The organism is Streptomyces erythrochromogenes, assembly GCF_040684695.1.
Classification (GTDB): domain Bacteria; phylum Actinomycetota; class Actinomycetes; order Streptomycetales; family Streptomycetaceae; genus Streptomyces; species Streptomyces erythrochromogenes_C.
In genome coordinates this window covers 1-13,185 of sequence record NZ_JBFBGM010000045.1, presented here as the reverse complement: position 1 = coordinate 13,185, position 13,185 = coordinate 1, and the positions used below count along the sequence as shown (strand labels likewise).

The following is a 13,185-nucleotide window of genomic DNA, read 5'->3' as shown; positions in this document are numbered from 1 at the left end:
TCGGCCGGATCGTCCCGGCATCCGCTCCGGCCGCCTGCTCTACGCTCGGCGCATGGCTTCCATGATCGCATCCACTCCGGTGATCGACCTCAACGCCGATCTCGGCGAGGGGTTCGGGCGCTGGACGCTCACCGACGACGAGGCCCTGCTCTCCGTGGTGACGAGCGCCAACGTCGCCTGCGGCTTCCACGCCGGGGACCCGTCCATCATGCGCCGGGTCTGCGAACGGGCCGCCGAGCGCGGTGTGCGGATCGGCGCCCAGGTCTCCTACCGCGACCTGGCGGGCTTCGGCCGGCGCGCCATGGACGTGCCGCCCGGAGAGCTCGCCGACGAGGTGGCCTACCAGATCGGCGCGCTGGAGGTGTTCGCGCGGGCGGCCGGCTCCCGGGTGTCCTACGTGAAACCGCACGGCGCCCTCTACAACCGGACCGTGCACGACGCCGCCCAGGCCGCCGCCGTCGTCGCGGGCGTCCGGCTGGCGGCGGGCGCCGGGGCGACCGGCGGCCTGCCCGTGCTGGGGCTGCCCGGCTCGCTCCTGCTCGCCGCCGCCGAGGAGGCCGGGCTGGTCGGCGTACCGGAGGCGTTCGCCGACCGCGCCTACACCCCGGCCGGGACCCTCGTGCCGCGCGGCGAGCCCGGATCGGTGCTGCACGACCCGGACGCGGTGGTCGCGCGGGCCGTGGGGATGGCGGCCGGGGGCACGGTGGAGGCCGCCGACGGCTCCGCGGTCCCCGTGGCCGCGCGCTCGCTCTGCCTGCACGGGGACACCCCCGGGGCGGCCGGTCTCGCCGCGCGCGTCCGGGAGGCGCTGGGCGCGGCCGGGGTGCGGGTGGAGGCGTTCACGTGAGGACGCTGGTGGTGGGCGCGCAGGCGCTGCTCGTCGAACTGGACTCGGCCGACGAGGTCGCCGCGCTCCACGCCGAGCTGCTGCGCCGCCGGGACGCGGGCGCGCTGGGCCCCGTACGGGACCTGGTGCCCGCGGCGCGGACCGTCCTGCTGGACGGCGTACGGGATCCGGCCGCGCTCGGGGCCCTGATCGCGCGCTGGGAGGTACCGCCGCTGGCCCGCGAGGAGGGGCCGCTGGTCACGGTCCCGGTGCGCTACGACGGGCCGGACCTGGCGGAGGTGGCCCGGCTGTGGGGGGTGGCCCCCGGGGAGGTCGCGGGCATCGTGGGCGCCACCGGGTTCCGGGTGGCGTTCTGCGGGTTCGCGCCGGGCTTCGGCTATCTGACGGGGCTGCCGGAGCGCCTCCACCTGCCGCGCCGGGACACTCCGCGCACGGCCGTCCCCGCGGGCTCGCTGGCGCTGGCGGGCGAGTACGCCGGGGTGTACCCGCGCTCCTCCCCCGGCGGCTGGCAGCTGATCGGGTCCACGGACGCGGTGCTCTGGGACGCGGAGCGGGAACCGGCGGCGCTGTTCGCGCCGGGGGTCCGGGTGCGGTTCACGCAGGAGGAGCAGCCGTGACGGCGACCGGGTTGCTGGTGGTGCGGCCGGGGGCGCTGACCACGGTCCAGGACCGGGGCCGCCCCGGATACGCGCACCTCGGGGTCCCCCGGTCGGGGGCGCTGGACACGGCGGCGTACGCGCTGGCGAACCGGCTGGTCGGCAACCCGCCCGGCGCGGCGGCGCTGGAGACGACCCTCGACGGGGTGTCCCTGCGCGCCCGGGCCGCGACGGTCGTGGCGGTCACGGGCGCGCCCTGTCCGGTACGGATCTCGGGGCGCCCGGTGGCCTGGGGGGCGCCGGTCCGGCTGCCGGCCGGGGCGGAGCTGGAGGTGGGCCGGGCGGAGTCGGGCCTGCGCGGCTACGTCGCGGTGCGGGGAGGCCTGGCCGTCCCGCCGGTCCTGGGCAGTCGCTCCACGGACCTGCTGTCGGGCCTCGGGCCGCCGCTCCTGTCGGCCGGGATGACGCTGCCGGTGGGCCCCGCGGGACCGGACCCGGTGCCCGGGGCGGACGCCTACGGTCTGCCCGGGGCGCCGTCGGAACTTCTGCTCCCGCTGCGGCTCGGTCCGCGGGCGGACTGGTTCACCGGGGCGTCCCTCGCCGCGCTGTGGCGCCCGTCGCTGCGGGTGTCGCCGCGCTCCAACCGGATCGGGCTGCGCACGGAGGGCGGTCCCGGGCTGGTCCGCGCCCGGGCCGGGGAACTGCCGAGCGAGGGCATGGTGCTGGGCGCGGTCCAGGTGCCCCCGGACGGTCTGCCGGTGGTGTTCCTGGCCGACCATCCGGTGACCGGCGGCTACCCGGTGGTGGGCGTGGTCCCGCCGGGCCCGGCCCTGGACGCGGCCGCGCAGGCCCGGCCGGGTACGCCGGTCAGGTTCGTGCGGGCCCGATGAAACGTTTTCGGGGGCTGCGGCCAAGTACCGGGTGAGGGGACCGACCGGGTCCCCTGTGCAGGGGAGGAACCGGGTGCGCAGCCCACGACACGAGACCGGCCCGCCGGATCTCACGACGGCCGAGGGATTCGGGACGTTCTACGAGGACCACATCGACGCCGTGCTCGGCTTCGTCACCCGCCGGGTCGCCGATCCGCACCTGGCGGCCGACCTGACGGCGGACATCTTCCTCGCGGCGATGGGTTCGGCCGGCGGCTACCGGGGTCACAGGGGAGCCCCGGTCGCCTGGCTGTTCGGCATCGCCCGGAACATCCTGGCCGGTCACGCCCGCGGCAGGGCGCGGGAGAGCGGTGCGCTGGCGCGGCTGAGCGGCCGGCGGCTGCTGGACGACGAGGACGTGGCCGCGCTGGAGGAGCGCATCGACGCCCAGCGGGCCTTCAGGGAGCTGGCCGAGCGCCACGCGGCCCTGTCCGAGCCGCTGCGGGCCGTCCTCGACCTCGTGGTGGTGGACGAGCTCACCCCGGCCGAGGCCGCACAGGCCCTCGGCATCACCCAGGCGACGGTCCGCGTCCGCCTGCACCGCGCCCGGCGGGCCCTGCGCGCCTCGGGCCCCGTGAGCGATTCCCGGCTGGAGGTAGCCCGATGAGCAGCAGGCCCCGCGGCTTCGAGGACCGCTTGAAGGCGGCGCTCCTGGCCCGCCTCCCGGAGACCCCGCTGCCGACCCCGGCACGCTCCTTCGCCCGCCGCTACGGCGTCCCCCTCGCGGTGGGCGCGGCGACGGCGGCGGTCATCGCGGTGATGACCGTGCCCGGAAGCACCCGTGACGGGTCCCGGCCCGCCGACGGCCCCCCGAAGCTGGAGATCAAGAAGGACCCGGACGGCTCGCTGCGGTTCCGGCTGCCGGAGCAGCCCGAGATCCCGGAACTCGTGAAACGGCTGAAGGCCATGGGGGTCAGCGCCGCGGTGGTGCCGATGCGGCCGCCGTCCCAGTGCTCCGCGACAGTCGGCGGGTACCGCGGACCGCAGGCCGATCCGGAGGCCGAGATCATGCAGGCCGGCGACGGCGACACCGCCTTGAAGGTCAACGCGAAGACGGTCCCGCCGGGGTACACGCTGACCTTCAACTGGGCGGAGTACTACCCGCTGGGTGCGAAGGGGATCGGCTTGGGCGTGATCGAGACCTCCAAGGTCCCTTCTTGCGAAATCGACCAGTCCGAGGGGCTGGAGGAACTGCTGAAGTCCGGTTCCGCCACCAAGGACCCCGGCCCGACCATCACGGTCCCCCGGCCCGAGCCTCATGAGGTGCCCGAGCTGGTGGAACGCCTCCGGGCCCAAGGGGTGAACGTCGCGGTGACCGAGATGAAGCCGAAGGCGGAGTGCCCGCACGTGGGTGGCGGGTACCGGGGGCCGCAGGCCGACCCCGAGGCGGAGCTGCGGGCCAGGGACGACAAGGACAGCTTGAAGATCAACGCCAAGACGGTTCCGCCCGGGTACACCCTCGTCTTCTCGAAGCCGGCGAACCCCTCGGACTACGTCGGAGCGGGTGTGAAGGAGACGTCGCGGGTCACGCCGTGCGAGATCGACTTCTCGGTGGACGCTCCCCCGATGTCGCACTGAACGCCGGGCGCAGCCCCGGTGGCACGGCCCTCCGCCCCGGCCCCCACCACGGGACCGGGGCGGAGCCGTGCCCGCGTGCGGGAACGCGGCGCGCCCGGGCTCCGTCGTCGCGGGGCCCGGGCGCGGGGGTTCGGCTTCCCGGGGGCGCTACACGGCCGACTCCGGGGTGATGCGGCTGCGGACGGCGGACTGCACGTCCTCCTCCTCCGCCGGGTCCGCGGCCAGGCGGCGCAGGCGGGGGGCCACTCGGGCGTCGGCCGTCTCGGCGTGGCGGGCGGCGACCTCGCGGGTGGTCTCCTCGCAGTCCCAGAGGCACTCGACGGCGAAGCCCGCCGCGAAGGAGGGGTCCGTGCTGGCGAGGGCCCGTGCGGCGCGGCCGCGCAGGTGGGACGAGGACGTCTCGCGGTAGACGTGGCGCAGCACGGGGGCGGCGCAGCCGATGGCGAGCCGGCCCGCTCCGTCCACCAGGGCGAACAGCCGCTGCGTGTCCGGGCCCGCACCGCGGACGGTGGAGCGCAGCGCGCTCAGGACCAGGGGTGCGTCCTCGGCTCCGCCCCGGGCGGCCAGGACGGCTGCGGCGGCCTCGCCGAGGGCGTCGGGGCGGTGCACCCAGCGCCGGGCCCGGTCGACCGCTCCGGGGCCGCACATGCGCTCGTACGCGGCCACGGCGGGCTCGTCGGCGGCGGCTTCGATGAGGTCCAGCACGGCCGGGTTGTCCGGTTCGGCGAGGACCAGGTGGTGCAGGGCGGTGGCCCGGGCGGCCTCGCCGTCGGCGCCAGCGGCTGCCGCGAGGATCGCGGAGCGGTCCTCGGGCTGGGCCACGGCGGCCAGGCAGCGGGCGGCGGGCACGTGCAGCGGGGTGCCGCGGCGCAGGCCGTCGGCGGCCCAGTCGAAGACGGCCTGGACGCCCCAGCCGGGCCGGGGGCCGCTGGGGGTCAGCTGGCGCTGCCAGCGGTCGAAGGAGCCCTGGCGGCGGGCGGCGCCCAAGCGCTCCCCGTACAGGGGCGACTCCTCCCACAGACACCACGGCCGGGGCTCGTAGGCGTCGCGGACGGCGGCGGCCAGCCGCGCCTCGCCCTCCGCCGTGGCGGGGAAGCGGGCGAGGACGGGTGCGGCCAGTGACCGCAGTCCCTCGTCGTCGTCGCGCAGGGCGAGCTCGTCGAGGGCCCAGGACCAGTTGGCTCCGGACGCGGCGTAGCGGCGCAGCAGCATGAGGGCGTCGTCGCGGCCGTACGAGGCCAGGTGGCCCAGGACGGACAGGGCGAGGCCCGTGCGGTGGTCCGTGTCGTCGACGAGGTCGTCGGCGCTGAAGAGGTGGCTCTCGATCTCGCCGAGGGGGCCGTCGAGATCCAGGTAGAGCCTGGCGTAGTACAGCGAGCGGTTCTCGACCTGCCAGTCCTGGCGCGGATCACGGAGCACGCACTGGTTGAGGGCCGCGAGGGCCTCCGCCCTGGGCGCCGCGAGTGCGTGCAGCGTGCCGTCGCCACGGCCCCGCTGGAGGAGGCCGAGCAGGGTACCGCTCGGCGCTATGACTGGTTCGAACATGGGAATGGCCTCAAATCAAGCTGGGGACGCAACCGGGAATCGGGATTCACAGGGCCGCGTAACAGCATGTGAGGACGTCCGCCGTCTTGTTCCGCTCGATGTAGACCATTGCCTTCTCACTCTCGTCGGTGGTTCGTGATCAAGGGGTGTCCGGACCGGGCCCGGACAGTCTTCGTATCCAAGCCGTTTGCCCGTCCCCCGTGCTCGCGAATCGAATCCGACGCCATGATGGCCCAGCCGGTTTGTGCACCGCGACCACATTTACGGCCGCCGTGACCAACCTGTGAGCTGCGCGCCCGTCCTGGCCCGGCAAAAAGCGGACTACTTGGCTCCGAAGAGTTCCAGCAGGTCGGCCTTGGCGAACATGCGCGCCGTGTCCACTGCGGAGGGTGTTCCGGCGTTCGGGTCGGCCCCTCCGGCGAGCAGGGCGCGGATCACCGCCTCCTCGCCCTTGAAGACCGCACCGGCGAGCGGGGTCTGGCCGCGGTCGTTGGCACGGTCGGCCTCGGCGCCGCGGGCCAGCAGGGCCGTGACGGTGTCGGCGTGGCCGTGGTAGGCCGCGAGCATGACGAGGGTGTCGCCGCGGTCGTTGGTGAGGTTCGCCGGGACCCCGGCGTCGAGGTACGCGGCGAGCCGGGCGCTGTCACCCTGGCGGGCGAGGTCGAAGATCTTGGTCGCCAGCTCGATGACGTCCTCGTCCGGGCCTTCCGGGGAGGTGCCTTCGGGGTGCTCGCTCATCGTGCGTACCGCCTTTCACTCGCTGCTGGCATGAAGCTTCCCCACGCCGTGCGGGCAGGGAGGTGCACGGCACTGCGTCCGTACGGGTGAATCGTCAGAGTAGCGCCCTGGCCTGGGCATGTCCGGGCCGGTCCGAGGGATGGATCACCTCGGACCCCTGTCCGGCGGGCGCGCCAGCCGGGCTGAGCCGGTCAAGTGAAAAACCCACAGATTCACCCGTATGCACCTTTTTTCGCATTGATACTTCCTGTGAGCCTGGAACAACTGATGGTGACTGTCCCCACCAACCAGGAGAACCTCTCATGGTCCTGTCCATCTCAGGCGTGGTCCTGCTCGGCATCATCTGCTTCCTGTTCTTCAAGAAGGACGGGATGAAGCTGACGCACGCGTTCGTCTGCTCGCTCTTCGGCTTCTTCCTCGCCGGCTCCGCCATCGCCCCGAGCATCACGGCGAGCACGGCGAGCCTCGCGAGCCTGCTCGGCGGGATCAAGCTCTAGCCGCCCCCGAGCAGGAACTCCAGCCCCACCCGGAACACCGCTCACGACCACAACTCCAGGAGACGCCCGTGGCCCGGCGCCCACTTCCCCGCATTCTCAGCAGCGGCACCGCGTCGCTGGCCCGGGGCCGCGACTTCGCTCGCACGGCCGCCGACAGCGCCACGGACGTCCTCCATCCGCTCCTGGTCATCGGACGCGGCCTGCGCGTCCTGGCCGCGGCCGGACGGCGCCGATGGTCCGAGACCCCCAAGGACAAGCGCGGTCCGGCCCTGTTCCTGGGCGCCGCGTGCGTCCTCGTGGTCGCCCTCGTCCCCTACGGCCCGCTGCTCGCCCTGATGACCCTCATGGCGGCGGCGGCCTGGCACGGGCGCGACCGCACCCCGGTGAAGACCGGACCCAGCGACGCCGAGGCCGAACGGCTCGGCTCCCTCTACGAAGCCCTCGTGCCGTACTTCTCCATCCCCGAGGACCCCAGCCCGCTCTTCGCCCACGGCGGGGAGTGGGACAAGGCCTTCAGCGGCTACGAGTTCGACGGGGCGGGCCGGCTCACCCGGCTCCGCATCCGCTACCCGGCCTACTTCACCGACGGCGAGGCCGCCTCGCGGGCCCGGATCGAGGCACTGCTGCACGCCAAGTCCGGGCGCGGCCGGGAGTACCTCTTCGACTGGGACGAGGAGGGCAACCAGCTCGACCTGAGCGTGCTGGCGGCGCTGCCGACGGGCATCGCCGCCCAGCCGTTCGTCACCTCCCCCGGCGAGAGCGTGCTCGGCTTCACCGACTCCGGGAGCGTCCAGCGCACCCTGCCCGTACTGGAGGGCGAGGAGCCCCGCGACGTCCCGCCCGTCGTCTGGCGCACCGGCCCCCGGTCCACCGAACCCCACCTGCTCGCCGTCGGCCAGCCCGGCAGCGGCACCTCCACCCTGCTCCGCTCCCTGGCCCTGCAGGCCCTGCGGCACGGCGGCGACGTCCTGATCGTCGACGGCGGCGGCAGCGGCGAGTACGCCTGCCTGTCCGGCCGCGCCGGCGTCCTCGCCGTGGAGTGCGGGCCGGTCGGCGCGGTGGCCACCCTGGAATGGGCCGCGCAGGAGACCGAACGCCGGCTCATCGCCATCCACCGGGCCCGCGAGGCCGGCCGGCCGGCGCCGGAGGACACCCGGCGGCCGCTGTGGATCCTGCTGGACCAGCCGAGCGTGCTCGCGCACCTCGCGGTGGCCGAGGGCGGGCCGGACCCGATGACCCACCTGCAGGTGCCGCTGCGGCACGGGCGGCCCGCGCACGTCACGGTGGTCGTGGCCGAGCAGTTCGACCACCTGGAGGTGCTGCACGACGCCGTGTGGCAGCACACGCGCGCGCGGATCGTGCTCGGCCCGGCCGCGATCCAGCAGATCGCGGACGTCCTGGGGCTGCCGCCGCACACCACGCCCACGACCCTGGTGCCGCCGGGGCGGGGGTACGCGCGGCTCGGCACGGGGCCGGTGCACAGGCTCCAGGTGCCGGCGACGCCGGACCCATACGACGAGGCCACGCATCCCGCGCACCGGCAGGCCGTACTGGAACTCCTGCCGGAACGGCAGCAGGGGCCCGGGCCGGCCCTGGCCAAGCCGGTGGGCGCGGCGGCACTGGACGCACCGGAGCGACCGTAGCTCGGTGCCGCTGCCCCGGCCGGGCGGGGGCGGTCGAGCGGGCCGGTGCCAGGGCGGGGTGCGGTCCGTCCGAACGCGGCGCGCGCTACGCCACGAACGTGCGCGGGGGTTCCGCGCCGCTGTCGCCCGCGCCCCTGCCGACCAGGCTCGCGGCCGCCGCCAGGCGGGACGCGGCCTCCTCGGCCACCGGTCCGCCCACCGTGAACGGCAGTCGGACATAGCCCTCGAAGGCCCCGTCCACGCCGAACCTCGGGCCCGAGGGGACCCGTACGCCGACCCGCTCGCCCACCTCGGCCAGGCGGGATCCGGACAGGCCACCCGCGCGCGCCCACAGCGTCAGGCCGCCGGCCGGGACCTCGAACTCCCAGTCCGGGAGGTCCCGGCGGACCGCCGCGACCAGCGCGTCGCGGTTCTCCCGGGCCTGCTGCCTGCGGATCTCCACCGCCTCCTGCCAGCCGCCCGTCCGCATCAGCCAGTTCACGGCGAGCTGTTCCAGCACCGGCGTGCCGAGGTCGGCGTACGCGCGGGCCGCGACCAGGCTGCGGATCACGTCGGGGGCCGCACGGACCCAGCCGATCCGCATGCCCGCCCAGAAGGCCTTGCTGGCGGAGCCCACGGTGATCACGGTGCTGCCGGCCGGGTCGAAGGAGCAGACCGGGCGGGGCATCTCCAGGTCGGGCTCCAGCTGGAGTTCGAGCATGGTCTCGTCGGCGACGAGGACGGTGCCCGCGGAACGGGCCGCCTCGACCATCGCCCGGCGCTGCTCCTCGGAGGCGAGGGCTCCGGTGGGGTTGTGGAAGTCGGCCACCACGTAGGCGAGGCGCGGGGCGGAGTCGCGCAGGACCTGCCGCCAGACGTCCATGTCCCAGCCCGTCAGCCCGTCGCCCATGGCGACCGGTACGAGCCGGACCCCGGCGGCGCGCATCAGCTGGAGGATGTTGGCGTAGGAGGGGGACTCGACGGCGATCCGCTCGCCGCGCCCGGCGAAGAGGCTGCAGATGGCGTCGATGGCCCCCATCGCCCCGGTGGTCACCATGATCTGCTCGGGCATGGTGGGGATGCCCTGCTCGGTGTAGCGGTCGGCGAGCATCCGGCGCAGCGCCGGCAGACCCGCCGGGTAGTCCCCGTGCGTGTGCGCGTACGGCGGGAGTTCCTCCAGGGCGCCCTGGACGGCCCTGGTCAGCCAGGGTTCGGGGGCGGGGAGGGCGGCGCAGCCGAGGTCGATCATCGAGCCGAGGGACTCGGGCGGCAGGGGCTCCAGGCCCCGTGCGGGCAGCGGGTTGCCGGCCGGGACGGAGGTCCAGCTGCCGGCGCCGCGGCGGGATTCGAGGAAGCCCTCCCCGCGCAGGGCCTCGTAGGCGGCGGCGACGGTGGTGCGGCTGAGGGACAGGGCGACGGCGAGTTCCCGCTCGGCGGGGAGCCGGGCGGCGACGGGGACGCGGCCCTCCAGGACGAGCAGCCGGATGCCGTCGGCGAGGGTGCGGTAGGCGGGCGGCTTGCGGGCGCCCGGTACGGCGGTCCGCTCCTGCTGCGAGGTGATGAGGCGGGCGAGTTGAGCGGCACCGACCGCTGAGGTCCATTCGGCCATGGCGTGCGGTCCACTTTCGTCCGATTGGCCTCGATGGAAGCCGGGATTGGATTGCTCTGCGGGGCCCAGCGTGCCACGAGTCAGTCCACTTGCACCAGGGCCGTACGCGGCCCGCCCGCATCCCGTTCACCTCGCGTACCACCGGTCCCGTCCGTCGCGGGGCATACTGCCGCCGTGACGCACGTACGCCTTCGCCATCCGTATCTGGACCACCCGGCTCCTATCCCCTTCGCGCACCGGGGAGGTGCCGCGGACGGGCTGGAGAACACCGCCGCGGCGTTCCGTCGGGCCGCCGCGGCGGGCTACCGGTACTTCGAGACCGATGTGCACGCCACGGCCGACGGCAAGCTCGTCGCCTTCCACGACGCCACGCTGGACCGGGTCACCGACGGCCGGGGCCGCATCGCCGAGCTGCCCTGGAAGCAGGTCCGCGAGGCCCGGGTGGGGGGAACGGAGCCCCTGCCGCTCCTCGAGGAGCTGCTGGAGGAGTTCCCCGACGCCCGCTGGAACATCGACGTCAAGGCCGAGTCCGCACTGCACCCGCTGGTCAACCTGATCGCGCGCACCGGGATCTGGGACCGGGTCTGCGTGGGCGCCTTCTCGGAGAGCCGGGTGGCCCGCGCCCAGAGGATCGCCGGCCCGAGGCTGGCGACCTCCTACGGCGTGCGCGGGGTGGTCGGGCTGCGGCTGCGCTCGTACGCGATCCCGGCGGCGCTGCGCGTCGGGGCGGTGGCGGCCCAGGTTCCGGAGACCCAGGCGGGCATCCGCGTGGTCGACCGGCGCTTCGTCAGGACCGCGCACGAGCGGGGCCTGCAGGTCCACGTGTGGACCGTGAACGAACCGGAACGTATGGAGGCTCTCCTCGACCTGGGTGTCGATGGCATCATGACCGACCACATCGACATGTTGCGCACGGTGCTGGACCGGCGCGGCGCCTGGGTCTGACCCGCCCCCGGCCGCCGCCACGGATGCGGCGGCCGACGCGGTACGGGACCACCGAGGGGGACACCGAGTGAGCGCGGACAACAGCAGCAGGACCGAGGAAGCGGAACCCGGGGCGGAGGACGGCAGAGCCGCCGCCGACAAGGGGGCGGCCGCGGCGTCGCGCAAGCGCGAGCAGAGCGGCTGGTACTTCTACGACTTCGCCGTCTCCGTGTACTCGGCGAGCGTGGTGACGGTGTTCCTCGGGCCGTACCTGACCTCGGTGGCCAAGGCCGCCGCGGACGCCGAGGGGTTCGTGCACCCGCTGGGCATACCGGTGCGGGCCGGCTCCTTCTTCGCCTACGCGGTCTCGGCCTCGGTGATCCTGGCCGTCCTGCTGATGCCGCTCGCGGGCGCGGTCGCGGACCGGACGGGCCGCAAGAAGCCGCTGCTGGCGGTGGCCGCGTACACGGGTGCCGCTGCCACGACCGCGATGTTCTTCCTGGGGGGCGAGCGGTACCTGCTGGGCGGCTTCCTGCTGATCGTGGCGAACGCCTCGCTGTCCGTCTCGATGGTGCTCTACAACGCCTACCTGCCGCAGATCTCCACCCCGGACGAGCGCGACACGGTTTCCTCGCGCGGCTGGGCCTTCGGCTACACCGCCGGCTCCGTGATGCTCGTGATGAACCTGGCCCTCTATCTGGGCCACGACGCCTTCGGCATCTCCGAGGGCATGGCGGTGCGGATCTGCCTGGCCTCCGCGGGCCTGTGGTGGGGCGCCTTCGCGCTGATCCCGCTGCGGCGGCTGCGCGACCGGGCCGTGGTCCGGACCCCGGGGGCGGCGCCGGCCGTCAGCGGCTGGAAGCAGCTGGTCGCCACCTTCAAGGACATGCGGCGCTACCCGCTGACCCTGTCGTTCCTGCTGGCGTACCTGATCTACAACGACGGCGTGCAGACGGTGATCTCCCAGGCCTCCATCTACGGCTCGGAGGAGCTGGAGCTGGAACAGGGCACCCTCATCGGGGCGGTGCTGCTGGTGCAGGTCCTGGCGATCGGCGGCGCACTGGGCATGGGCCGGCTGGCCCGGATCTACGGCGCCAAGCGCACCATCCTGGGCTCGCTGGCCGCGTGGGCTGTGACGCTGGGGGTCGGCTACTTCCTGCCGGCGCGGACGCCGGTGTGGTTCTTCGCCCTGGCCGCCATGATCGGCCTGGTGCTGGGCGGCAGCCAGGCGCTGTCGCGCTCGCTCTTCTCGCACCTGGTGCCCGCGGGCAAGGAGGCCGAGTACTTCTCGGCGTACGAGATGAGCGACCGCGGCCTGAGCTGGGTGGGGCCGCTCGTCTTCGGCCTGACCTACCAGGTGACGGGCAGCTACCGGGACGCGATCATCTCGCTGGTGGCCTTCTTCGCACTGGGGTTCCTGCTGCTCGCGCGAGTGCCGGTGCGGCGCGCGGTGGAGGCGGCGGGCAATCCTGTACCGGAGCGGCTCTGACACCGGGCACCCGCCTGTGCCCGGTCCGGATCCACGAACGAATTCCGAACGGATTTAGACGTTGCGGCAACGGGCCGGTAGTGTACGCCTTTGGCCTGCCAGGCGGACCGTTACTGCGCGCTAAAGAAGTCTAGACGTTGGGTGACATCTGCTGCCAGATGTGACAAAACGGGCACTGGTGGGTACAACAAGGGGCGGTACGACGGGCGACGCATGACCCGGAGCGGGAATCTATACCGCCGGCCGGACGTTGACCGGATGACGACGACAGCGACACCTGTCCTGTGGGCGACAAGCCCGGGAGGCACGATTCATGAGTGAGCGAGCTCTCCGCGGTACGCGCCTCGTGGTTACCAGCTACGAGACGGACCGCGGCATCGATCTGGCCCCGCGCCAGGCGGTGGAGTACGCATGCCAGAACGGACATCGATTTGAGATGCCGTTCTCGGTTGAGGCAGAGATTCCGCCGGAGTGGGAGTGCAAGGCGTGCGGCGCCATGGCACTCCTGGTTGACGGGGACGGGCCCGAAGAGAAGAAGGGCAAGCCTGCGCGAACGCACTGGGACATGCTCATGGAGCGACGCACTCGCGAGGAGCTGGAGGAAGTGCTGGCCGAAAGGCTGGCGGTCCTGCGCTCCGGCGCCATGAACATTGCCGTGCATCCGCGGGACAGCCGCAAGTCCGCCTGACAGCCGGACGAACGCACAAGCCGAGGGACGACAGACCTCGAACTGCCCGTGGACGCCGTCACCCGGACCTGATCCACCCCGTACGCCAGGAACAGCCGATGGCCGAATCTACCGACACCGGCC

Annotated in this window: 13 protein-coding genes; 10 read left to right on the top strand and 3 right to left on the bottom strand. The window is 73.9% G+C overall.

Translation table 11 applies throughout. From position 1 onward, the window contains the following. The first annotated feature begins 79 nt into the window (after nucleotides 1-79). The 5 genes from AB0O53_RS37010 (at nucleotide 80) to AB0O53_RS36990 (ending at nucleotide 3,950) form a co-directional block, all read left to right on the top strand. A complete protein-coding gene (locus AB0O53_RS37010) occupies nucleotides 80-847 on the top strand; it encodes a LamB/YcsF family protein (protein ID WP_350997030.1) in 768 nt (255 codons plus the stop codon). Further along, a complete protein-coding gene (locus tag AB0O53_RS37005) occupies nucleotides 844-1,464 on the top strand; it encodes a 5-oxoprolinase subunit B family protein (protein ID WP_365201505.1) in 621 nt (206 codons plus the stop codon). Before AB0O53_RS37010 ends, AB0O53_RS37005 begins: the two co-directional genes overlap by 4 nt. Further along, on the top strand, nucleotides 1,461-2,333 hold the full coding sequence (locus AB0O53_RS37000; RefSeq protein WP_350996968.1) for a 5-oxoprolinase subunit C family protein: 873 nt from the start codon (nucleotides 1,461-1,463) through the stop codon (nucleotides 2,331-2,333). The genes AB0O53_RS37005 and AB0O53_RS37000 overlap by 4 nt, the downstream gene beginning before the upstream one ends. A gap of 73 nt (nucleotides 2,334-2,406) precedes the next feature. Continuing rightward, entirely contained in the window at nucleotides 2,407-2,979 is a 573-nt protein-coding gene (locus tag AB0O53_RS36995; protein ID WP_350996965.1) for an RNA polymerase sigma factor, read from the top strand. Beyond that, nucleotides 2,976-3,950: a hypothetical protein gene (locus tag AB0O53_RS36990; protein WP_350996962.1), complete on the top strand. Its 975-nt coding sequence runs from the start codon at nucleotides 2,976-2,978 to the stop codon at nucleotides 3,948-3,950. The genes AB0O53_RS36995 and AB0O53_RS36990 overlap by 4 nt, the downstream gene beginning before the upstream one ends. A 147-nt stretch (nucleotides 3,951-4,097) precedes the next feature. Here the strand turns inward: AB0O53_RS36990 and AB0O53_RS36985 are convergent, their stop codons facing one another. Together AB0O53_RS36985 and AB0O53_RS36980 are read right to left on the bottom strand one after the other, a co-directional pair. Next, on the bottom strand, nucleotides 4,098-5,495 hold the full coding sequence (locus tag AB0O53_RS36985) for a HEAT repeat domain-containing protein (protein ID WP_350996959.1): 1,398 nt from the start codon (nucleotides 5,493-5,495) through the stop codon (nucleotides 4,098-4,100). A gap of 321 nt (nucleotides 5,496-5,816) precedes the next feature. Further along, nucleotides 5,817-6,233, bottom strand: coding sequence for an ankyrin repeat domain-containing protein (locus AB0O53_RS36980; protein ID WP_350996956.1), 417 nt, complete (start codon nucleotides 6,231-6,233; stop codon nucleotides 5,817-5,819). A gap of 302 nt (nucleotides 6,234-6,535) precedes the next feature. On the opposite strand from AB0O53_RS36980, the gene AB0O53_RS36975 reads away from it, so the two are divergent. Together AB0O53_RS36975 and AB0O53_RS36970 are read left to right on the top strand one after the other, a co-directional pair. Then, nucleotides 6,536-6,730 (top strand): hypothetical protein, encoded by a 195-nt coding sequence (locus tag AB0O53_RS36975; RefSeq protein WP_030031218.1) that lies wholly within the window; start codon nucleotides 6,536-6,538, stop codon nucleotides 6,728-6,730. A gap of 68 nt (nucleotides 6,731-6,798) precedes the next feature. Further along, nucleotides 6,799-8,373 (top strand): ATP-binding protein, encoded by a 1,575-nt coding sequence (locus AB0O53_RS36970; RefSeq protein ID WP_365201501.1) that lies wholly within the window; start codon nucleotides 6,799-6,801, stop codon nucleotides 8,371-8,373. Nucleotides 8,374-8,458: 85 nt separating this feature from the next. Here AB0O53_RS36970 and AB0O53_RS36965 read toward each other — a convergent pair whose 3' ends face one another. Continuing rightward, on the bottom strand, nucleotides 8,459-9,961 hold the full coding sequence (locus AB0O53_RS36965; protein ID WP_365201499.1) for an SCO1417 family PLP biosynthesis transcription factor: 1,503 nt from the start codon (nucleotides 9,959-9,961) through the stop codon (nucleotides 8,459-8,461). A 174-nt stretch (nucleotides 9,962-10,135) separates the two neighbouring features. Here AB0O53_RS36965 and AB0O53_RS36960 point away from each other — a divergent pair, with 174 nt between their 5' ends. The 3 genes from AB0O53_RS36960 to AB0O53_RS36950 all read left to right on the top strand — a co-directional run bounded on the left by AB0O53_RS36960 (nucleotide 10,136) and on the right by AB0O53_RS36950 (nucleotide 13,062). Next, nucleotides 10,136-10,906: a glycerophosphodiester phosphodiesterase family protein gene (locus tag AB0O53_RS36960; protein ID WP_350996947.1), complete on the top strand. Its 771-nt coding sequence runs from the start codon at nucleotides 10,136-10,138 to the stop codon at nucleotides 10,904-10,906. 67 nt (nucleotides 10,907-10,973) lie between these two features. Next, nucleotides 10,974-12,374: an MFS transporter gene (locus AB0O53_RS36955; protein ID WP_350996945.1), complete on the top strand. Its 1,401-nt coding sequence runs from the start codon at nucleotides 10,974-10,976 to the stop codon at nucleotides 12,372-12,374. Between the two features lie 313 nt (nucleotides 12,375-12,687). Next, nucleotides 12,688-13,062: an RNA polymerase-binding protein RbpA gene (locus AB0O53_RS36950; protein ID WP_007262928.1), complete on the top strand. Its 375-nt coding sequence runs from the start codon at nucleotides 12,688-12,690 to the stop codon at nucleotides 13,060-13,062. The last annotated feature ends 123 nt before the right edge of the window (nucleotides 13,063-13,185 follow it).